Origin of the sequence: Myxacorys almedinensis A (assembly GCF_010091945.1) — a bacterium.
In the GTDB taxonomy this organism is placed as follows: Bacteria; Cyanobacteriota; Cyanobacteriia; order Leptolyngbyales; family Leptolyngbyaceae; genus Myxacorys; species Myxacorys almedinensis.
Map to the genome: position 1 here is coordinate 205,658 of NZ_WVIE01000005.1, position 20,351 is coordinate 226,008.

Consider the following 20,351-nt stretch of genomic DNA (forward strand, 5'->3'; position numbering starts at 1 on the left):
CAAAACCGCTCCGCGCCGTTTACAGCCGTTCTCCCTGGCTTAAGCCCCATCCACCCATCAACCTAATCGATCGTGGCGCGGAATCGAATAAATCCGTAGGAACTAGTAGGCGTCTCATTCACCGAGGGCACATTGCCGATCTGAAAATAGGCTGCACCGTTGCTATTGTTTGTGCCTTGACATGATGTTGGGAAACTTGCCGTGTAGAAACCGCTCCCAGGACCTGTGCCCACTCCATCTGCGATCGCGCTTGTGGCTCCATTAAAATTCAACTGCATCGACCCCGAAACATACCGTTGATTAACAGGCACAAAATCGCAGATAGCTGCATCTTGGGCGGTTCCGGCACCATCTGACAGGAAGTAAATCGTATACTCTACTTCGTCGTTGGGGGTGGGGATGCCAGGGGTTGGGGTCGGAATTTGGGCGCCTGTGATTGCGCCTAGCAGGTATGAATTGCTGCCGCCAAACCATCCGGGTGCGTTGTCGTTGGGGTCGGTCGCCAAATCGTTGTAGCCGCCAACCGCCGTTGTTGTAGGGCTACCCGCTTTGCGGATGCCTGTGATGCGTTTGACCAAGCGCAGCCGAGGAGAAATCTTAGTCACAGTCGGGTCGGCAGGTGCTGGGGTGCTGGGGTCGTTGCTGTTGACGTTGGTCACGCCGGTGCTCGATGCGATCGCTTGGTTGGATACGGTTGTGATGCCATTGGGCAGGGGATCATTGATTTGAACTCGAAACTTAACCGTCGCGCTGTTATCCGGGGCAGTTGTTCCCAAGGTGCCGCCTGCGGTGGCATTTGCTCCTGTTCCCAGCCGGAAGGTAATTTGAGAGCCAGATATCTCGGCTTGGTCGTCTCCTGAGGCGTCGGTTTTGGTGCCGCTATTGGCTCCGGCAGAGATTTGCAGGGTGCCAGGAACGTAGGTCGTATTGGCAGGAATGGCATCGGTTAGAACAACATTGTTAGCCGCGATCGCGGTGCTGGTGTTGTTGAGTGCGATCGTATATTCCAAAATATCGCCCGGTGTTGCGGTTTGGCTGGCGAGGGGAGTTGTGCCACCAGAGTTATCGCGATCGTCTACCAGAGCAACAGATTTGTCTGCTGTGAGAGAACTAGGTGGTGGTGGCGGTACTACGGTAATCAGGGTAGGATCGTCATCCGCAGTGTTGGTCGGATCATTCCCGGAGTTAACTCCATCGTCTACTAGTTGGAAGAAAGGAGAACCGACGGGGGGCGGGTTGGTAGTGGCTCCAGCCGCATCGGCATCGGTAACCACTGTCCCAACCGTTGCACCCGGATTATCGGGAGTGCTAAACGTTGCACTTGCTTGGTTTGCGATCGCGCTTCCACCATTGTCCGCGTTGATCGTCGCAACAATTTTGAGGGTGATGGTGTCGCCTTGGCGAAGCGTGCCTGGGTTTGTCAGCGCGCCCGACCCCGCATAGCTAGGATTAAGTGTAATTGTGTTTCCTGTTGTTTGAGAGACAATAGCAGCACTTGCAAACGTTAACTGAGACGGTAGCGCATCGTTAATTACAAAACTAGTGGCATCGCTAGTGGCAGCAGGAGTGAGATTAGAATAGGTGATGGTATATTCAACCTGATCGCCCACTGTAACTTGGTTGTTACTATCAGTATCGGTTAAAAATCGAACTGATTTCTTACCCTGAACATTTGCTGTGGTTGTTGAGGTAATGACTAAGGGAGCGATGACGGTGGAGCTAGGAAAATAGATCCACGTATCCAGTACTTTTTGATCGCCATAGTCATTCTCGTTGTTTGTATTTGTTCCAAATTTGTGAGCACCACTGGCGCTATCAACTCCTGCTCGCCCATCGCAAATCGGAACGGTGGGGCTAGAGCAGCCCAGGGTCACTGGTGTTCCGTTTGTTGTGTAATCTCGCTCATCAAAATAGACTGTTGTTGCAGTTGCACCTGTTGAAAAGGCACCGGGCGGATTTAACATTTGAATTCTAAATCCATCTTTGCCTGATTCTGCATCTATGAGAGGAAAATGGTATTCTCCACCTTTGAGAATAATTCTGGCGGCATAGGCTGCATTACCTGGGCGGGGAGGCAGCACGCTTCCATCTCCATTGGTGCCATCCCACGCAACCGTGTTAAAGCCTGAGTTGGTTTTGCCTTCCAATACTCGATCGCCATCTGCAACGCTGTACGTACCGTTGTTATTCGTATCAATGATGATCTGATAACTTCCGCTCTGAGGCGCATCAAAACTAAAGGTTCCGCCAACGCTTTCAGGAGTTTGATTTCCGCTTCCCCCGGTGCCGCCAGTGAACAGAAAATTGCTGGCAGGAGCAGGAGCGATCGCAGTAGTCGGCACCCCCAGCCCAATCACCGCCGTATTGTCAGGCGAATTAAAAAACAGCCGATGCACCGGCGGCTGAATGCTAACGCCGCCGATCAAAGGGACAGGCATTGCATTGCTCGTTCCCCTCCCTGATCTATATAAAAGATTGCCTGTTGAATCAAGCAACCCTTGAGAACTGGAGAAGAAGATAAACCCATTGGGGTCAAGTCCGGTTCCTACGCCGAGATTGGTGCTGTAGCGGTAGCCATCTTGCGTGAGGATAAAAAGCTCTGATTTGAGGAAACGATTGTTTGCCCCCATGAATAGAGCAACATAGTCTGCAAAGACTCGACCATTCAAATCAACTGTAGATGCCGCATTACTTCGCACAGTAATGTCCCATAGGGAAACGGACGATCGTTGATTGGTGCCGATCAACGGAGTGTCGATAACGGAGTCAGCATTGCCTATGCTTGCATTAGCAGTACTAGATGCGCCAGCAGGACCGTAGAACACAACCTGATATACCCCACTTGTAGGCGCTGTGTATACACAAGGGTCATAGCCGCCCGTGACGGGCAACGGTCCTGCAATCTCTTTGGCTCTTGTGTTTAAGATCCCTTTTCCGGGTTGAGCCGTTTTGCAGTTGAGCTTTGGGGTGGATGTATTAACATTGTCTATCTCATCAAACAGTAGAATATTGCCCGACCCTACATCGACGCCACTTGATCCGAGGTTGATCACCTCTCCAGCGTTGGCATAAACTTTTAGCACCGTTCGCCGTACCAAGCCTGCGGTCGAGTTGGTTCTCCATTCGGTGTAGGGGCGATTGCCACCGTTTTTAACCAATTCTCGGCTGCCTTCTGCGATCGCGCTTTGTTGCCAGATGCCTAACCCGCACAGTGCGATCGCGCCTGCTAGCAGGTTCCGAGACAGAGGTGATGGGGTGGGGGCTTTTTTAGCTTGCTTCATCGTCATTGCTTTTCTGGCATAGATGCCGTGGTCGGTTTCACTGTAGATGCTTGTTGTTGAGGTGGCGCAGCTTTTTGTAGCCCAAAGCCATTAAACAGTTCATTGAGCTTGATGGTTAACCCCGCATAAAATCCGCCTGCCGATCGTGAGCCGTCAAAGTCTCTGTCGCTCACCCGACCAAAGCTATAACCCGCCGCCAACCGCAGATTTGGAGTGAGATAATAGCCCGCCTCTAGCAACAATCCGGTTTCACTGTAGCCCGCGCTCGATTGAGAAATCCGTCGCACTTCACCTACCAAATCCCAGCTATAGCCAAAGCGGTAGGTTGCCCGGAGTTGCGCCAGAGAGACATTGCCCGTTCCCACCAGATCGTTGGCTAAATAACTTGTGCTGTGGCGCAGCGCATATTTTCCATAAAACTCCCAGCGCCAGGTTGGGGCATAAATTCCTTCTAGGGCGATCGTGCGATCTTCCGTGCCTGTGCCTGTGCCAAACAACACCGTATCAGGAATCGTAGACGGATTTTTGCGATACTCAAAGCGAAGCAGCGCATTAAATTTGTCGTCGTTCGGATCACGGTAAGCCAACCCAAGTTTGAGATTTTTTGTATCATCTAGTCCAATCAGCGTTTGGTTGGCAGCATTGGCTTGTTGATAACGAATTAATGCCGTTAACGCAGGTGATATCTTTCCGGTTGCGGCTGCCGAAATTACTGTATTGTCGCCGCCTGAAGAATTACGATGTTCGTAGCGTGCGCTTGCCTGAAACTCTTTGCTTCCCGTATATTCGATCCCAGCGCTGTAATTATCGCCGCTTTGTAAACCCAACGCAGACGCACTCTGCCCCACGGCAAAGGGCTGAGCAAACCGAGTTCCGGCACCAGTGCTGCCCAAAAAGTCGCCGAAAATGCGTTCATACGCCAGATCCATTCGCAGTCCGGGAGTGATTGTGACTCCTTGATTGACCCCGATTGCCCCTTGGGTTGTCCAGCTATTGGCTCCGCCAATGATGCCATACCGAGCGTGCAGCGTTGTATCTGACCCAAATTTATATTCGCTGTTAAATCCTAAATTGGTGATCGATTGCCCAGCATAGTGCCCACGAGTGTAGAACTGCTGAGTTAGGTCAAGGCTCATTCCGGGCATGACTGCCCAACTGAGTCCTAACCCGGTGCGATCGCTGTAGACTGCATCCGTTTTAGCAGAAAGCGTCGTTTCGTTTTGCGCCAGAAAGGTGAGAGTGCTTGTGAGCGGTAACGAGAGCCGCGATCGCAGTTGATCCGAGGAGCCGCTTGAGTCGGGAGAGAGTCGATCGGTGCGATCGCGGTGCAGCACATCAACATTGAGAGCCGCATTCCCAAAACGCTGTTGAACCCCTAACGCGATCGTCGTTAGAGAATTATCAACCTGCGTACCGGGAATCGCCTCTGTTCGGGGAGCAAACAAATCTTGAAACGTATCGATGCGGCGAGGGGCAATGCCGATGTTATCTTCGTGATCATACTGTGCCCGCAGCTTTGTTGTTGCAGACACAGCCCCCGTCACCTCTGCTCCATAGCGAGTTTGCCCCGGCACAAAACTCACAGTCGCATCGTTGGCAAATCCGGTATCGGTGCTCCGGTAGTAGCCCCGCGCTTGAATCCCTGCCGCAATCTGAGCGTTAGCTTCAAGGCGGTAAGCAGAACCACTAACCAAACCAAGCACATCAGAGCGATTGCTAGAGCGAGCATATTCAGCAATGATGCTGCCATTGCTAAACGAAATCAACGCATCAGAGCCATACAGTTCAAACTCTCGGATGCCTTGGCTTTCGCGCAAGTAGGTGGCACCGATCCAGCGTTCCTGTCCTGGGGTTTTCGAGAAGTGATACACCGCACGACCTGCGAAGATATCACTCTTGTCGCCCTGCTGATCTTCGTACTGGTAGGTCGTTACAATCCGCCGGACAAGCACCTCTCCGAGGGGACTAACATCGGTTCGCAAAATCGGCTGCCGAAACAGCAGCGTGCCGCGATCGTAGTCGATCTCATAATCTACTCCACGATTCAGGGATGTGCGCCCCAGCACCGTCCCCGGACGATTTAGCTCTTCAGTTTCTAGAAACACCGTCTCACTGCCGCCAATGATCAGCCGCCGTGAGAGAAAGTAAACCCCGCTCGTGCCATCGGGGGCGATCGTATCTCGCTGAAATCCCTGTACGTTGTTGCCGTAGAAGGCGCTGAGTTGCAGATTGGCGATGTTGTAATTCGATTTAAAGCCGTGAAGTTGGCGCGAGGTAGCGGTAAACTGCTGCGATCGCGCTGCAAATTCCTCGGTGTTGTAGTCGCCCCACATCAAATAGTCAATGCCATTGGTGGTCGGCGATGTGCGCTCTACCTTCAGAAAAACGCTGTCGATCGAGGGGGTCAGCACGTCTACTCTAGAACTGTCGCCATACACCGGATACGTCTGATCGCAAAACTGCTGATCGCGAAAGAGATACGCGGTGCCGTCGCAGGTTTGGTTGAGGGCGCGATCGCTGTTGTAGGCTCCGGTTACGAGCCAGTCTCTCACCTTACCCGTAGCAAACACTGCCCCACGCCCTTCTAAACGATAGTTATTTTTGCCATCGGGCGGCAGAAAGTCTTGAAAACTGCGGTAAAAATCTGTGCCGCGTTTGCCAAAGCGCAAATCAATCGAGCCAGTGACGATCGACGAACGCAAATCGGTTTCAAACTGAACTTGCGTAAACGCTTCCAAACGGTCTGTTGTTGCCTGAATTCGTACGGTCTGGGCTTGAATTCCTGATCGCAAGGTGGTCTGAAATTCTCCCCGAATCGCTTTGACCTGGTAGCCGGGTTGTTCTGGGTTGGCGTCTGGCTCGATAAATTCGCCTGCTGTAGAGTTGAGAGTCATGATCGCGTCGCGGTTTGAGCGGTTTCCGATCGCGTCGAGGAGTTGCCCCACAAGGGTGATGGTTGAGCGCCCATCTGCCGGAACTCGCGTTTCTACAGTACGCAGGGTTAACTGCGCTGCCGTTCCTCGAACTTGCACTACGACTGAAGACGTTTTCTCAACTTTACCATTGGCTAAAGTTTGTGCTGTGATGACATTTTCGCCATCTTTTAGCGTTACCCCATACCAGGTTTGGGTGATGTGTTTGGTTTGCGCGTCGGTTTCGGTACGCCCAATCAGCGATGCATTCACCAAGGTTCCATTGATCCGTAGTTCAAGCTGATGATCGAGGGCATATTTGACGATAACGGTAGTGGATGGAATATCTGCGATCGCATTGGGAGCCGGAGACACGATCGTGAGAGACGACGCTTCAGGGCTTGCTTCCACTGTTGGGGCGCGCTGAGCGATCGGAGCTTGCACCACGGGCTGAGTTGCCGACGCTATGGGGGTAGCGGCAAGGGTCTTGGGCGAGGGAAGGACAGCCATCAAGCCCATGATTTCAGCAATCAGCATCCCTAATAGGCAAACAGTAAACGAGGAGTAATCTTTCTGACTCATGGTTTGCTTGCCTCAGGCGCGGCGGGTGTAACCGCAAAATTCATTCGGGCTAGTCCACTCGGTTCGAGCCGCACTAAGCGAGATTGGCTATTTCGTTCTTTGATATATCGGTTAGGGGCAAAGGTGTAGCCCGGAACACTGCTGAGATCGAGGACGCCCGTCCGGCTGCCTGCAAGCACGTTTGCGACCGAAAAGATGCCGTTGGGATCTGTGGTGATGCGGGTTCCGTCGTCTAGTAAAATAACGGCGTTGGCAATTCCTGGTTCTCCAGGCTGCTGTTCGCCATCAAAATTTTTGTCTTCAAACACTTGTCCAATCAGCGTTCCACAATCTGATATAATGCCAGGACGAATGCGAAGGCGATATTTAGAAGGTCCATCTCTAAGAACAGCATTTGTATCAGCACGGCGAACGCTAACACTAGCAAGATTTTCTCCTGAGCCTCTCACCGAATCAGGACTCAGTTGAACGGCATAAGCAACGTTTAATACGCCATCTGGAGGAATGGCTCCATCAAACTTAAATGTCACAGTTGAGCCACTTTGGTTAGTCGTGATGGGAACACGATTGCCCGCCAATTCTCCGCGAACGCTTTTAGGTAAGAACGAAAAGCCCAACGGCAACTGATCGACAATCTCGCTTTGAGTGCTGGCAACTGTGTTGAGGTTTCGCACAGAGAGGCGATAAATGACTGTATCGCCGGGTTCAGCGGCGGCGCGATCAGCCGTTTTAATGATCTGAATAGGCTGAGATGCACCGACGCAAATCGGTCGGTCGAGCAAACTCAGAGCCGACAACACTAGACCTGTGCGTTCTGCGTTGCTAACAGTTACAGTCGTTGAAAAAGAAGCGGGATCGCCATCTAAGCTAATGCCTCTTCCGTCTAATGCTGTTGCTGTGTACGAAACTGTGTTTGCAACGTTATCTCTTGCGGTAATCACAATCCGAATTTGGCGTTGGCTATAGCGTTTTAAATTTGATGGCGGACTGACAATCAGGATGTAACGTTTACCGACTTCAATTTGCCCGTTGGTGCGATTGAGAAAAAAGTTGTACGCTCCCTTTGGCGCGTCGTTTGCCAAAAAGAAAGGATTGCTATTTTGCAGGTTCGGCGGTGCTCCTGTAAAACCCGTACCGACTCCTGTCCGCGTGAGTGGAACCAGACTCGTAGGCGTATCGTTAATATTCGCTTCATAAACACCGACGCTAAACCCTGCATAATCTGGCAAGAGTTCTCCGCCGCAGCCCCGAATCTGCCCAAACGGATCGTCTAATTTCTGCTCAAGTTGATTTGTAAATCCTGTAAACGTTTGTTTTTCTGCATTCTCAAACGAATAGGACGCTGTGTTGAGAATCGTGCTAGCAGCTTTGACAGCTAGCGGCTGAAAGGCGATGCTGAGAAAAAGCAACGCTGTTAAAAAACGACATCGTTTACGATGAACCATGGGAGCCAAATCGGGTAGAAGACTGCGGAGCGAAGGGGTAAAAACCCACGGGTGTAGATGCTCTGAGTTAAATCTTTTGGGGAGGCAATTTTAGCCTCCCCAAATCGCAGGCAACTTATCGAACTTTGACTTGATAGGCTGCGATCGCGCTGGCATCTGGTTTGAGAGATTGGCTCAGCGTCCAACGAACATTGGTATACGCCTCGGCGGGGGCAGGGCGCTCTTCGATGGTGCCGTTGGGTAACGTCACCTTCACCACCGGACGCGCCACAAAGGTCTTACCTTGGTCAATGCTGTAGGTCGCCGCGATGCCTTGCGAAATGGTGGCAGAGTTTAACTGATAGACCGTTCCTTGAGGCACAGGTTGAGTAATGGCAACGTTTTTTGCCTCGCGCTTGCCCTCGTTTTTGCTCGTCACTGTAAACCGGAAAATGTCACCTGGTTTTGCTTGCACTTTGCCATCTACGGGCTGCCAAGCGACGACGGTTTTACCCTGCGGATCTGTTTTGACAGTTTGCTGATCTGCCACCAAATTTAGAATGACGTTTGGCTGTTGCAAAACAGTTTGGGCGATCGCAGACCCTGTGTTGAAAATCTGGGCGATTGCCGGGGAGCCATTTATCGGAAGGGCGGAAAGTGCGATCGCAGCACTCGCCCCTACTAACCAATATTTTTTCATGATCAATCCTCGTGTGAATGCACTAACTCAAAGAGATGAATGCTGATACACTGCCCTCACTTAGCTCTCTCTAGAGAAACGAACCAGAGTTCGATCAACATTCGGGAAAGTTTGGGGATGAGGGCAATGTCTCTACCTGATCTGTCGCTGGAATGTGAACGTACCGCCCGCCGAACCCGGCGCAACAGAGGTCACTGTATCTACATAGATTTGGATATCTGCCGGGGCACCACTAGAGGTCACCGTAATCGTTCCGCCCGGATCAACGGCAGAACCATTGCCACCACTCACGGCAAACACCGGATCAAGCGTTGACGCAAACCATGTATTTGTTCCTGCTGTGCCATTCTCAGTAATCACCAAGTTGTTTGCAGGCAAGGTGACGCTATTGGTTCCACCACTAGTTGAGATGTTGGTATACGTAATCCGGTACTCAATGATGCGACCCGGAATCGCAGCGGCGCTAAGAGCCGTTTGATCGGTTGTAAAGGTACCTGCACCGCCCGCAACAGGCGTTCCATTCGCTTCTAGCATTCGCGCTTCTTTCACCAAACTCACGTAGTTGGTGTATACCCGATCGATGGTGATATTGCTCGGCTCATTGGCTGGGCTACCATCGTTATTGGTATCGACAAATGCCGTAATGGGAACTGGGAAACCCCTCAGTTGCTCTGCCCCAGGCAGATCGACGATGACGGTGTAGTTAGCCGTGCCACCCGCCGCAACCGTTAACTCTACAGGGTCAGTCGCGCTGGTTCCTGTCCCCGTATCAAACACAAACCCACCTGCTGATGTGTATGTATAGGTGGCGGTGTTGCCTGTTGCCGGATCGGTGATTGTCACCCTGGTTTGGTCTGGGAGGTCAGTTGCTGTTGTTGGAGGAGTGGGCAAAAGCGCGATCGCTTGGGGGCTTGCACTCGTATTTTGAGCCGTATTCTCAAAGGTAACTGGGGTTGTTTGAGCATCAGTTAGGGGAGTGCTGGGCGATAAACCCGCCGGAACCACGATCGATTTGTTGGTATAGTCATCGTTCGTATCGGTGGGCCCCACTGCACCGGGTTGCCCATTCGGACCATTGAGAGGAGTCGCCGCGATCGTATAGAGCGTTACTTCACCCCCGGCTGGTTTGGTGCCATTCCCACCGCCATCCGTACCTTGGTTGGTGTTACCCGTGTTAGAGGGATCGGTTCCAGTCCCCGGATCAGTGCCATCTGCCCCAGGATCTGCTACTCCATCACTAATGCCACCATTTGCCGCCGGAACGCCGCCAGAAGTGGGATCAGGATTTGTGCCCTCTAACCCGTTGTTTGTGGTTTGGTCACCCGATTCGTCATACACAATCTGGGTTGCGGTTCCAGGCGTTACCGTACCCGGTTGAGATTGACCAAACACCTGAGCAATGTTCGCAACCTGCCCGCCCGTGAAGGTTCCGGTTGGGGTCAGATCGAAGGCAAACCCAGAAATTGTGGTTCCGACGCCTACCGCCCCTTTAGAAAGCGGAGTAACGGTTGTGTTGTAGATAAAGCCAACCCGCGTGATGGCTCCTCCTGTCGTTGGTCGGGTGGTTACCCACTTCGCGTTTAGGGCCGTTGTGGTCGCTAGGGCATCTTGGGTGTAGACCGTTACCCAGCCGCCCGGTGCCGGGGTAGGAGCCGTTGAGCTAAGTTGCAAGCCATCAGGAATTGCATCAGAAACCAGAACATAAGCTGTAGCGGTGCTGTTGTCAACGTCTAGTTGCGTGCCATACAAGTCAGATACAACTAGCCCAGCCGGAGGAGTGGTAGGATTTTCGACCCGCAGCGACAGCCGATAGGTCAGAACATCATCCGTTAGAACGCTAGGCGTGCTGTTGTTTGTGTAGCTGCCTACTGCTTTTAGAACAGCCGCAAATGCTTGCAGCCTTGCCCCAACCGTAATTGTTGTACTAGTTGCCATGGCTTCTCGCACGCCATTGATCGGAGCGCCATTCGTTTCGCCCGTAGTGCCGTCAGCGTTATCTTGCGTGTAAATATCGTTTGGATTGTCGTTGCCGGCTCGGTCTGTGTTCTGCCCGTTGACTGGGTTGGTGTTACCCAAAGAGACTGTCAAGGTTTGCCCCGATGTCGCAGATGGCAACACTTGAATGGGAACACGGACAGTAATCGTTCCAATCGTGCCTGTGCCTGGATTAGCAGCGATAGAACCGTTGGGGAGCAAGTTTCCGGTGGTGTCTCCCCCTGCTGGAACATTCACCGGAGCACCGAGAGTAGTGCCATCTACCGCAACGATTTGGAGTTGACCGTTTTGGCTAAAGGCAGTGGTATTAGACAGGGTGGCAACTCCTGGAATAACAAACTGCGTCGGATCGTTGCCGGTGTTGGTGATGACGTAATCAACAAAGAGGGTATCTCCTGCGTTAGGAGAAGCCACGCTTGGCGGCTGAGCCGTCACGGTGATTCCGGCAACCTCTGAAACTACGATCGTGACTTCATTGGAAGTGGTGTTGTAGGTTGTGGTTCCGTCCGAAAAGGTGCCTGTTGCAGTGTTTCTGATGGCGGTTCCGGCGGTTGTGCCATCTGCCAAAGCGGGAGCAATGATGGGAAAGAAACTACCGATCGCAATAGCCGCTAAGAGATACCGCCAGCGTGGATATGGACAAGATTTCATACGAGTAACTTGGAGTAATAACGATCGGAAGCAAAGCTGACGCCAAAGCACAGCAAGATAGATTGCTCTGGTCTTGAGATTTCAATTTGAGACGCAAATACTGACGGGCGCTAAAGGCTCGGTGCAGCAGGAAATCAGAATGTTGAGTATCTAACTAAAGAGGGATGACAAAGCATAAAAATTTATATCTCCGTGCTCAGAGGTAAATTTAGCTTGCCCTATACCCGTGTAAATAAATACATGAAAGTAAAGCGTTTATCTACTTTTCAGCAATTTTCCTGAAAAGCGGCTCTTTCAATCTCAGCGGAACCACGGATAACTTAGTGCTTTATGATTTTAGTCAGTAAATTTCCTGTGTTTAAAAGTCATTACTGGAGCAAATCAGGCTATTTTCTTCTTCCTTTCCCGGTGCGATCGCGCTCGGCTCTAAGCAAGCTGCGATCGCTAGGTCAAAATCGCGCCGCCCATCAACCGTTGATAGCGATACTCCAATTCAGCTTTCATTGCTGCCCACCGATCGAGGGTCGGATCTTTTTCGATGGCTTTTTCTGCTGCCCCTCGTGCCAGTTCTAAAACGGCTTGATCATCGACCAAACTTGCCAAGGCAAAATCTGGCAGTCCTGACTGACGAGTACCCAACACTTCGCCAGGTCCTCGAAATCGCATATCCATTTCAGAAATGAAGAAGCCGTCTTGCGACTGCTCTAGCACTTTCAAGCGCTGCTGCGAGGTTTCACTTTTAGAACTGCTCATCAGCAAACAAAACGACTGCGCCCCGCCCCGCCCCACTCGACCCCGCAACTGATGGAGTTGAGACAAGCCAAACCGCTCTGCATGTTCGATCAGCATCACCGTTGCATTTGGCACATCTACGCCAACCTCAACGACCGTCGTCGAGACCAAAATTTGCGTCTTGCCCTCTCGAAACGCAGTGATTGCTTCATCTTTTTCGGCAGAACTGAGGCGACCGTGGAGTAAGCCGATGGTGAAATCGGGAAAAACGGCTTGGAGAGTTTGGTGCTCGTCGATCGCAGATTTGAGATCCAACTTTTCGGACTCTTCCACCAAAGGCAGCACGATGTAGACCTGCCGTCCTTGGGCAATTTCACGGCGCATCAAATCATAAGCCTGCTGGCGATCGCGCCCCGTTAACGCTGTCGTTTGAATGGGTTTTCGTCCGGGGGGCAGTTCATCAATTTGGCTGACATCCAAATCGCCATGCAAGGTCAGCGCCAATGTTCGGGGAATTGGTGTTGCAGTCATAGTGAGCACGTGAGGATGTTCACCTTTTTGCTGAAGTTTTGCGCGTTGATGAACACCAAATCGATGCTGTTCGTCAATCACCACCAATCCCAAGCGAGCGAAATTGACCGTATCTTGGATCAACGCATGGGTTCCCACCAAAAGCGGCAATTGCCCAGTTTCAAGTTGAGCATGAATGTCTCGACGCTTGGCAGTTTTCGTCGATCCTGTCAATAATTCGACGGGTACATGCAGTTGATTGCACCAGGTCACCAGCTTGCGATAATGCTGCTCGGCTAAAACCTCGGTGGGAGCCATAAATGCTGCCTGAAAGCCAGATTGAATTGCTGCCAAAATCGAGATCACAGCCACGACCGTTTTACCAGACCCCACATCCCCCTGCACGAGCCGATTCATGGGCACGGTTTTCTGAAGGTCGTTGAGGATGTCGTTGACCACTCTGGTTTGGGCAGAGGTGAGGGTAAAGGGCAGCAGTTGGTAGAACTGATCAATCAGCCGCCCGGTGGGTGCTAGGGCAGCGCTGGCTTGGGTTTGCTGTTGGGTTTGTCGCCGTTTGAGCATGCCCAACTGGAGATAGAAAAATTCATCAAATACCAAGCGGCGGCGGGCGGTATCAAGGGCATCGCTGTTTTCGGGAAAATGGATACTTGCGATCGCAGCTTGCACGCCGACCAGCCCATACTCTTTGAGCAATCCTTTAGGCAATGCCTCCTGTAAATGCACGGCTGCGGGCAACGAGGCAATCACTGCCCGCCGGACTAAATCAGCCGTAACCCCTTCTGTCAAGGGATAGATCGGCACCACCCGCCCCACCGTCAACGACTCGATTGCATCTGCCGAATGATCCAACACTTCCAGATCAGGATCGTCGAGCGTTACGCCAAATTTGCTTTGTTTGACCAAACCCGAAGCCGCGATCGCGGCTCCCGCCGGATACATTCTTTTCTGTTGTTCTTGCCACCCACGGCTCGCAAAACGGCTGCCCATGTAAAAGCGACTCAGTTTCATCTGACCGCTCGCATCGCGAATGGTGAGTTCTAAAATAGTGAGTTTTGGGTTGCGAGGACTGGTAAAGCAGTTGCAGCTTTTGATCGTGCCAATGATAGTGACTGTTTCCCCTGCCTCAAGATCACGAATATTCACCTGACGCGCATAATCAACATAATCTCGTGGGTAGTAGTACAGCACGTCTCGCACGCAAAATAAGCCCAATTTTGCCAATTTTGCAGCGCTTTTAGGACCAATTCCCGGTAGATACGTAATCGCCTGATCGAGGGCAACCGGAGTGCTAGAGGCAGACGCGATCGGGGTAGTGGAGGGCGTTTTCTCGTAAACAGCCGACGAACGGTTGCCTTCAGTGCTGGAAGCCGAGAGGGGCGTTGAGGCAGCCAATTCAGCCTCGGTTACTTTTTTAAGCTGATGGAGAAACCGCCGCGTTTCGGCGACTAAGTGCTGTCGTTGGGAAAAGGTGAGATCACCATAGCTAGCAAACTGATCTGCAATCTCTTGGCATTTGGCGCGCTCTTTTGGCGCGAGGCGAAGTCGATTGTCTTCCTCGGTTACCGCCGGAGGTTGCCCCAGCATCAAGCACAAAAATTCGCTGAAGCGGTGCTGGTTCCCCTCCAGGTTATTAAATCCATGTTCCGCCTCTACCGAGAGCGCTTTTTGCAACCGCACCAGATCCATACGTCAACCAGGGAGGCACTATGTACTGATTGTAGGTTGAGACCTGCTTGGATGGTGGCTCGACTTGATGAAGTCTAGCAAAATCTGTTGATGCGTTGCGCCTAAGGATCGAACTTGGTCAGCATTTTTAGAATAGCGATCGCCTCTGACAATATCATCCACGGTCAGCAATCCGAGATCCCACCCTTCCATCAGCACCAACTCGCTTACCTCAACCGTAAGCGGGGCATGAAACACATGGCGCACTACTTTTTCGTCTTCATACACTCCAAATTTTGCAATGCTAGGAATTTGGTAGCCAATCTCTTCGAGCAATTCTCGTTCTACGGCTAGTTCAGAGGTTTCGCCTGGCTCAATGTGCCCACCAAACAAACCCCAGAATCCAGCATAAACAATGGTTGGGATGTTGTCGCGCAACTGCATCAAAAATTGGTCATTGCGGTAGAGAATCGCGATCGCAACTTGAATTCGATTCATAACGTGTTTAACACCAATCGGCTAAGTCTTGAATTTCACGCACTTTCAATCTCTTGTAGATTACTCATAACAATCGAAGAAAACACAGGAGCTTAGGTGTACACTTCCAAGCTATCGTTGAGACCTAAACTTGTCCAAAATCTCGCTCTGTTCCCATTAATGCAGGAACTCAAAATTAGCGAAATGCTTCGCAAAGTGCTGCCCCTGTGGTTTTATTGTATTTCCTGCGTGCCCCTTTAAATTGAATGTAGGCTTCAAACAAAGCGCGACAAACTTGTATCTCTCCTTTAATCTGGAACAATTAATCTAGAACTATGAGTCATCTAGAACTATGAGTGTCAGAATCTATGGCAATCGGTTGCTACACACGCTTCCTGGTCAAGAGACGCGCCCCACGCTGGCACGGGTTAGGGAAGCGCTATTTAATATTTGGCAAGGCACGATTGAGGGGTGTCGGTGGCTAGATCTGTGTGCTGGAAGCGGCTCAATGGGGGCAGAGGCGCTGTGTCGAGGGGCTGCGATCGCGGTAGGAATTGAGCAGTCGAGTCGAGCGTGTGCCATTGTTGAGCAAAATTGGCGGCAGATAGCCAAACCCGATCAAGCCTTTCAAGTGCTGCGGGGAGATGTGGTCAAACGGCTGGTTTCGCTATCAGGTCAAACCTTTGATCGGATCTATTTTGATCCGCCTTATGCCAGTAAATTATATGAACCTGTGTTGAGTGCGATCGCGCAATTTGGTCTACTAGCACCTGATGGTGAACTTGCGATCGAGCAGGGTTCGAGCCATTCAGAGTTTGAGGTAGGAGGGTTAGAAATGATTCGGCAAAAACAGTATGGCAAGACAACACTCAGGTTTTACCGACAGCACAAAGTGTAAAATTTTAGAATAAATGCATCATCGGTGCTTAAAGTAGAACAACTAGAACAAAGTAGAACAAATTTGTAGAGTAGAACGTTCAATGGCTCGACCTCTCCTCACTCTTGCTCTTTTTTCATCCCTGTCGGTCTGTTTGCCTGCGGTTGCGCTTCCCAATGCTGACGATCTGCCAGAAGAGATTTTGCGGACTGAAATTATTTTAGAGGCGCGATCGCCGCTAGATGGCAAACCGTTGACGGCTGCCGAATATGCAAAGCTGCAAGCCCAGTTGCAAACTCCTGTTCACCCAACTGATCCAAGAACACAAGTTTCTCCAAGCGTGCAGCAAACGATCAACCTCATCAAACTCCGAAAATTTATTAAGACAGTGTTTCCGTTTATTCCGATCAAATAACCCCGATCAAGAGAAGTGTCAGATTCAGCAATGGCACTAGATTATAGCGCTAGGTTACAACGTTGCTCACCCAATATTGCTGGCTAACATTGCTGACTAACATTGCTCAACTTGCTAGGAAAAGTATCAGCAGTAAACACCATCGAACTCCGAAACAGGGAGGCATCATGTCTCTGGGTCGTTGCCGAACGTTTTTTAGGGAAGGAGAAACATTTTGACTAAGCTACCAAAAGTGCTTAACAGGGCGGTTCCTAAACCATTGCCGCCTCTGTTTTTAGGCTCTTTAGGCGGCGTTTTGAGGGCTGTCACTACCTCTTGGGTCGATTGTGCGGTTGCCGTGTCACCTTGGCGAGTAAACAGTGTTGAGGCTTGCTCTAGGTCTTGAATTGCACCAGACTGATCGCCCAGTTCCAGCCGAGCCATGCCGCGAGCAAGTTGAGCAGGTGCAAAATCGGGTTGTCGGGCTAGGGCTTGGTTGAAGTGTTCGATCGCCCGCTCATATTGTTTTTTACTACCCGCCTCAACGCCCCAACGATAGAAGTCAAGCGCGTTTCCAGTGTTAGAAGATAGCCCGATCGCCCCTTGCAGTAAAGCATTGTCTAAGCGCGTGCCGGTGAGGTCGGCGTCTACCAAATAGGCATTTCGTAGATCTACACCGCTTAAGTTGGCTCCTGTCAATATTGCGCCGCTTAAGTTGGCCCCATGGAGGGTCGCACCGGTGAGATTGGTACCGGTGAGGTTTGCGCCTACAAGGTTGGCTTGGCTGAGGTTTGCGCCTACAAGGTTGGCTTGGCTGAGGTTTGCACCACTTAGTTGAGCAAATACCAATCCTGCCCTAGACAAGTCGCAATTTTGACACTGCTTGGTAGACAGCAATTTCTGAGTATGCTCTACATTCTCGGCATGGGCAGGCAGGCAAATGCTAGTTAGAAGAACAATGGATAATAAACGTAATTTCATGGGTTTAGGAATGAGGAGATTGAGCGAGCAGGTTTTAGGTATCAAAACACACTCTAGACTTCCCGTAGAAGTACTCTAAAACACCTCATAGTACTTTGGTTTAGAAGTTGTGATGCAGAATTTGTGGCACGATCGTAGATATACGGATGGTAAACCTAAGTTGTATGCCTAAAAAACAGAAGTTTCCTCACCTGGTCGGCTCTAAGTGGACGGCACAGGAGAAGATGTGGGGGTGGCGGCACTTTCAGGTCGTAAATCGCAAGAATGAGGGTCAGTGGGTGTTTGCCGAAATGATTGCCGCGTGCGATCCAACCGTTCGATTTTGGATGAATGCAAAATTGCTGAACAATCGGGAGCAATGGCAGGCGGGTTGGCGATCGCTAGAAGAACGTCGGAATGGGTGACGGGTTGGTGCGGGGGCACCGCGTTCAGCACTCCTTTAGGAAGTTGTCCCTTCAAAAGCTTGACGCTTCAAACCTCAGAACGTTGACTGTAGACCGATGCGATAGGTTAAACCGGGCTGATAGATACGATTCGATTTTTCGTAACTGCGATCTGCAAGATTTTCGAGAAACACCGTAACGCCCAACTGTTTTGAAACCGGAATGCGGAGTCCCAAGTCGAGATTGAGCCACCCTGAAGAAAATTCGCGATTGCTATCTCCTGGGTTCAAGAAAAACGCACGACGCGCACCGCTAAAATAGCTCGTGTACAGATTCACTTCCCACCCATTCGAGCGATAGCCAATGCCCAACCGGGCGACCGAGTAAGGGACGAAACTTAGCTGCAATCCCTTCTCGGTGCCGCTTCCAATCTTGGCATCGGTGTAGGTATAGTTGACGAAGGTTGACCATTGCGGCGCGATCTGCCAGCGCACTGCTGCTTCTAACCCATTCGTGTTGACCAATCCGACATTTTCCCAACGCCCAGCGATAATGCCCAAACGATCGTTCAATCGGCTGCCAAAGTAAGTAAATTGACCGAGCAAGCGTGGCGCAAATTGAATATCTAGTCCGGCACTCCAAGACGATCCTGTTTCAGAAGTGAGGTCGGGGTTGGGCAACCAGTTGTGCACTGTATCGTAAATATAGAGTTGATCAAGTCCTGGATTGCGATGCACCGAAACCCAACTGCCGCGCACAGCTAAGGTCGGAGAGACTGCCCACCGTGCGCCAACACTTGGGTTGAGGTAACTGCCAAAGTCGCTGGTGAAATTTTGTCGTAGCCCAACTTCGGCTTGGAGGGTGTTGCTCAGTTGTAGAGTGTTAAGCGCGAATAGAGCAGTTTGGAAGCGATCGCGATCAACTTCTCCATTAAATTGTATGAATCGAGGGACGCTGCTTAAGGTTTCTCCGGCTAGAGATGCAGCCTGCATATCTACACCCCATCGCAGATTGTTTGCCCGACTGGTTTGCCAATTATGTTCAATTCGGGCATTCAAAGCGCGAGAATCAAGCCTTCCCGTGCGGGAGAACGTGCCCTGAGCCGGGCCTTCTGTCGTAAAGTAATCTTGGTTAAAGGATAGGGTTGTGGTTAGGGTCGAGTCATCCCTGTTGCCTAACATTGCTCTCCAGGATAAGCCTGCATTCACCTGATCGTGATTTAAGCGATCGCGCTGGAGGGGAAACCCAAAATATAGCAATCCTCTCCGGCTAGTCAGCGTTGAAACATCCAAGCTGAGAGTGTTGCGCGGATTTAGATCTAAGCTGAGATTGCCATAATAACTATCACGTTTCACATCGCCATTAAACAGCCGCCCATCTGCTCCCCGGTTTGCTGCACCGACGGGCACTCGATAGTCATTTTCGGCTTGAAATCGCTCATAGCTCAGGGCATAGCTTAGCGCCCCAGCCGATCCGGTAAAATTGCCGCGATAGGTTGATGTGTCGAACGAACCAAATTGTGCAAGTCCATTGAGGGTTGGAGTGCCGCCGCCTTTTTTGGTAATAATGTTGACCACACCTCCTACAGCTTCCGAGCCATACAACGTTGCACTTGTGCCGCTAGAGAGTTCTACCTGCTCGATCGCGCTGGTAGAAATGCTGTTGAGATCTGTGCCGCCATGGTAGGTGCTGATGTTGGTGCCGATTGGTCTGCCATTGAGCAAAAACACCGATTGATTGATCGATGCACCACGGTAGTAAGTTCCGGTATGGATGTCTGCCCCATAGCCCACGTCGTTGATGGCAAACCCTGGCAAACCGCGCAAAATTTCTGCGGCACTGTCTGCACCCTGCTTGAAAATCTCATTCGAGTCGATCGTGTAGACTGGGCTAGTGGTGGGCTTTTGGCGTTTGCCTTCAATGACAACCTCTTCTTCGTCTGAATCTGGTTGAGAAAAAGGTGCCTGTGCCAAAAGGGTAGACTTATTTAAAGTTTCACTAAATCGTCTCCAAAAATGATTCTGCTCAGATTGAAATCTCAATAGTGTAGCGTCTGTGCTTAAAGGTTCAACATCACGAATTCTCAATACTGCTGATGAATTAGGAGCAACACTAGCGTTAGCAAGTAGAGAATTGTTAGGTTTAAAAATCTGAATTTTATTACCAATTGTTCGAGAATTTTGTTTTGCTGAGTCTAGAGGAGCGTAAACAGTTTCACTCAAAGGACTCGCTTTAATAGAGGTATCATCGGCTTCAAGTGCTTGGGCAGGAGAGAGAATCCCAACAAGTAGTGCTCCAGAATGCGAGAGCGCGAGGCTTATAAATAAGGGCTTCCGGTCAAAAAGTTTTTTTTGCAGCACAGCAACTCACTTCATTTGCGATCGCATACCACATTTAATTTCGAGGAATCTTAGTGGTAGCTATCCCATGATTTACGCAAAAAAAGGCGGTTGTCAAACGACAGCCTGTCTTATACCAACCCTCCGGTCAATAGTTAAGGGCTGAGTTTAATCTCTGTCTCAGCCCTCAACTATTGTCCCAATCCAAGGTTTAAATCTTACTTTGCCCTTACTGCTCTTGAGCAATTGCAGAGACTGAATCGGGAAGCACTGCCGGATCGTCATCGATCGAGAGCAGGAACTGAATCAACGCAGTCTGATCCTCTGGGGTGAATCCTGCTTGTTTATCAACCCAGTAATGGTGCCCACTCCCATCAGACTGGATCGCTTGTAAATCTGGGTTAGCTCGATTAGCAGCAACAGCCGT

General features: G+C 50.9%; 13 protein-coding genes. 3 read left to right on the forward strand and 10 right to left on the reverse strand.

Annotated elements, in window-relative coordinates; translation table 11 throughout:
* Nucleotides 1–62: 62 nt before the first annotated feature.
* The 7 genes from GS601_RS06345 to GS601_RS06375 form a co-directional block, all read right to left on the reverse strand.
* The gene (locus GS601_RS06345; RefSeq protein WP_162422415.1) at nt 63–3,287 is read right to left on the reverse strand and encodes an isopeptide-forming domain-containing fimbrial protein; all 3,225 of its coding nucleotides are present in this window, start codon (nt 3,285–3,287) and stop codon (nt 63–65) included.
* Entirely contained in the window at nt 3,284–6,775 is a 3,492-nt protein-coding gene (locus GS601_RS06350) for a TonB-dependent receptor (protein ID WP_162422416.1), read from the reverse strand. The genes GS601_RS06345 and GS601_RS06350 overlap by 4 nt, the downstream gene beginning before the upstream one ends.
* Entirely contained in the window at nt 6,772–8,220 is a 1,449-nt protein-coding gene (locus GS601_RS06355; protein WP_162422417.1) for a DUF11 domain-containing protein, read from the reverse strand. The genes GS601_RS06350 and GS601_RS06355 overlap by 4 nt, the downstream gene beginning before the upstream one ends.
* A 115-nt stretch (nt 8,221–8,335) precedes the next feature.
* Nucleotides 8,336–8,899, reverse strand: coding sequence for a DUF11 domain-containing protein (locus GS601_RS06360; RefSeq protein WP_162422418.1), 564 nt, complete (start codon nt 8,897–8,899; stop codon nt 8,336–8,338).
* Between the two features lie 132 nt (nt 8,900–9,031).
* Complete coding sequence (locus GS601_RS06365) at nt 9,032–11,545, reverse strand: beta strand repeat-containing protein (protein ID WP_162422419.1); 2,514 nt, start codon at nt 11,543–11,545, stop codon at nt 9,032–9,034.
* Nucleotides 11,546–11,989: 444 nt separating this feature from the next.
* Nucleotides 11,990–14,494: an ATP-dependent DNA helicase RecG gene (recG, locus tag GS601_RS06370; protein WP_162422420.1), complete on the reverse strand. Its 2,505-nt coding sequence runs from the start codon at nt 14,492–14,494 to the stop codon at nt 11,990–11,992.
* A gap of 18 nt (nt 14,495–14,512) precedes the next feature.
* Entirely contained in the window at nt 14,513–14,971 is a 459-nt protein-coding gene (locus GS601_RS06375) for an NUDIX hydrolase (RefSeq protein WP_162422421.1), read from the reverse strand.
* 331 nt (nt 14,972–15,302) lie between these two features.
* On the opposite strand from GS601_RS06375, the gene rsmD reads away from it, so the two are divergent.
* Nucleotides 15,303–15,848, forward strand: coding sequence for a 16S rRNA (guanine(966)-N(2))-methyltransferase RsmD (gene rsmD, locus GS601_RS06380; protein WP_162422422.1), 546 nt, complete (start codon nt 15,303–15,305; stop codon nt 15,846–15,848).
* 82 nt (nt 15,849–15,930) lie between these two features.
* Nucleotides 15,931–16,242: a hypothetical protein gene (locus GS601_RS06385; RefSeq protein ID WP_162422423.1), complete on the forward strand. Its 312-nt coding sequence runs from the start codon at nt 15,931–15,933 to the stop codon at nt 16,240–16,242.
* Nucleotides 16,243–16,437: 195 nt separating this feature from the next.
* On the opposite strand, the gene GS601_RS06390 is transcribed toward GS601_RS06385, so the two are convergent.
* Nucleotides 16,438–17,202, reverse strand: a complete 765-nt coding sequence (locus tag GS601_RS06390; RefSeq protein ID WP_162422424.1) for a pentapeptide repeat-containing protein — start codon at nt 17,200–17,202, stop codon at nt 16,438–16,440.
* 164 nt (nt 17,203–17,366) lie between these two features.
* On the opposite strand from GS601_RS06390, the gene GS601_RS06395 reads away from it, so the two are divergent.
* On the forward strand, nt 17,367–17,606 hold the full coding sequence (locus tag GS601_RS06395) for a TIGR02450 family Trp-rich protein (protein ID WP_162422425.1): 240 nt from the start codon (nt 17,367–17,369) through the stop codon (nt 17,604–17,606).
* A 74-nt stretch (nt 17,607–17,680) separates the two neighbouring features.
* On the opposite strand, the gene GS601_RS06400 is transcribed toward GS601_RS06395, so the two are convergent.
* Nucleotides 17,681–19,558, reverse strand: a complete 1,878-nt coding sequence (locus GS601_RS06400) for a TonB-dependent receptor plug domain-containing protein (protein WP_238393110.1) — start codon at nt 19,556–19,558, stop codon at nt 17,681–17,683.
* A gap of 595 nt (nt 19,559–20,153) precedes the next feature.
* A partial coding sequence (locus GS601_RS06405; protein WP_162422426.1) for a hypothetical protein occupies nt 20,154–20,351 on the reverse strand: 198 nt, incomplete at its 5' end.

Coding starts and splice junctions, on each gene's coding strand:
- GS601_RS06345 (WP_162422415.1), bottom strand. CDS start 3,287: ATGACGATGAAGCAAGCTAAAAAAGCCCCCACCCCATCACCTCTGTCT.
- GS601_RS06350 (WP_162422416.1), bottom strand. CDS start 6,775: ATGAGTCAGAAAGATTACTCCTCGTTTACTGTTTGCCTATTAGGGATG.
- GS601_RS06355 (WP_162422417.1), bottom strand. CDS start 8,220: ATGGTTCATCGTAAACGATGTCGTTTTTTAACAGCGTTGCTTTTTCTC.
- GS601_RS06360 (WP_162422418.1), bottom strand. CDS start 8,899: ATGAAAAAATATTGGTTAGTAGGGGCGAGTGCTGCGATCGCACTTTCC.
- GS601_RS06365 (WP_162422419.1), bottom strand. CDS start 11,545: ATGAAATCTTGTCCATATCCACGCTGGCGGTATCTCTTAGCGGCTATT.
- recG (WP_162422420.1), bottom strand. CDS start 14,494: ATGGATCTGGTGCGGTTGCAAAAAGCGCTCTCGGTAGAGGCGGAACAT.
- GS601_RS06375 (WP_162422421.1), bottom strand. CDS start 14,971: ATGAATCGAATTCAAGTTGCGATCGCGATTCTCTACCGCAATGACCAA.
- rsmD (WP_162422422.1), top strand. CDS start 15,303: ATGAGTGTCAGAATCTATGGCAATCGGTTGCTACACACGCTTCCTGGT.
- GS601_RS06385 (WP_162422423.1), top strand. CDS start 15,931: ATGGCTCGACCTCTCCTCACTCTTGCTCTTTTTTCATCCCTGTCGGTC.
- GS601_RS06390 (WP_162422424.1), bottom strand. CDS start 17,202: ATGAAATTACGTTTATTATCCATTGTTCTTCTAACTAGCATTTGCCTG.
- GS601_RS06395 (WP_162422425.1), top strand. CDS start 17,367: ATGCCTAAAAAACAGAAGTTTCCTCACCTGGTCGGCTCTAAGTGGACG.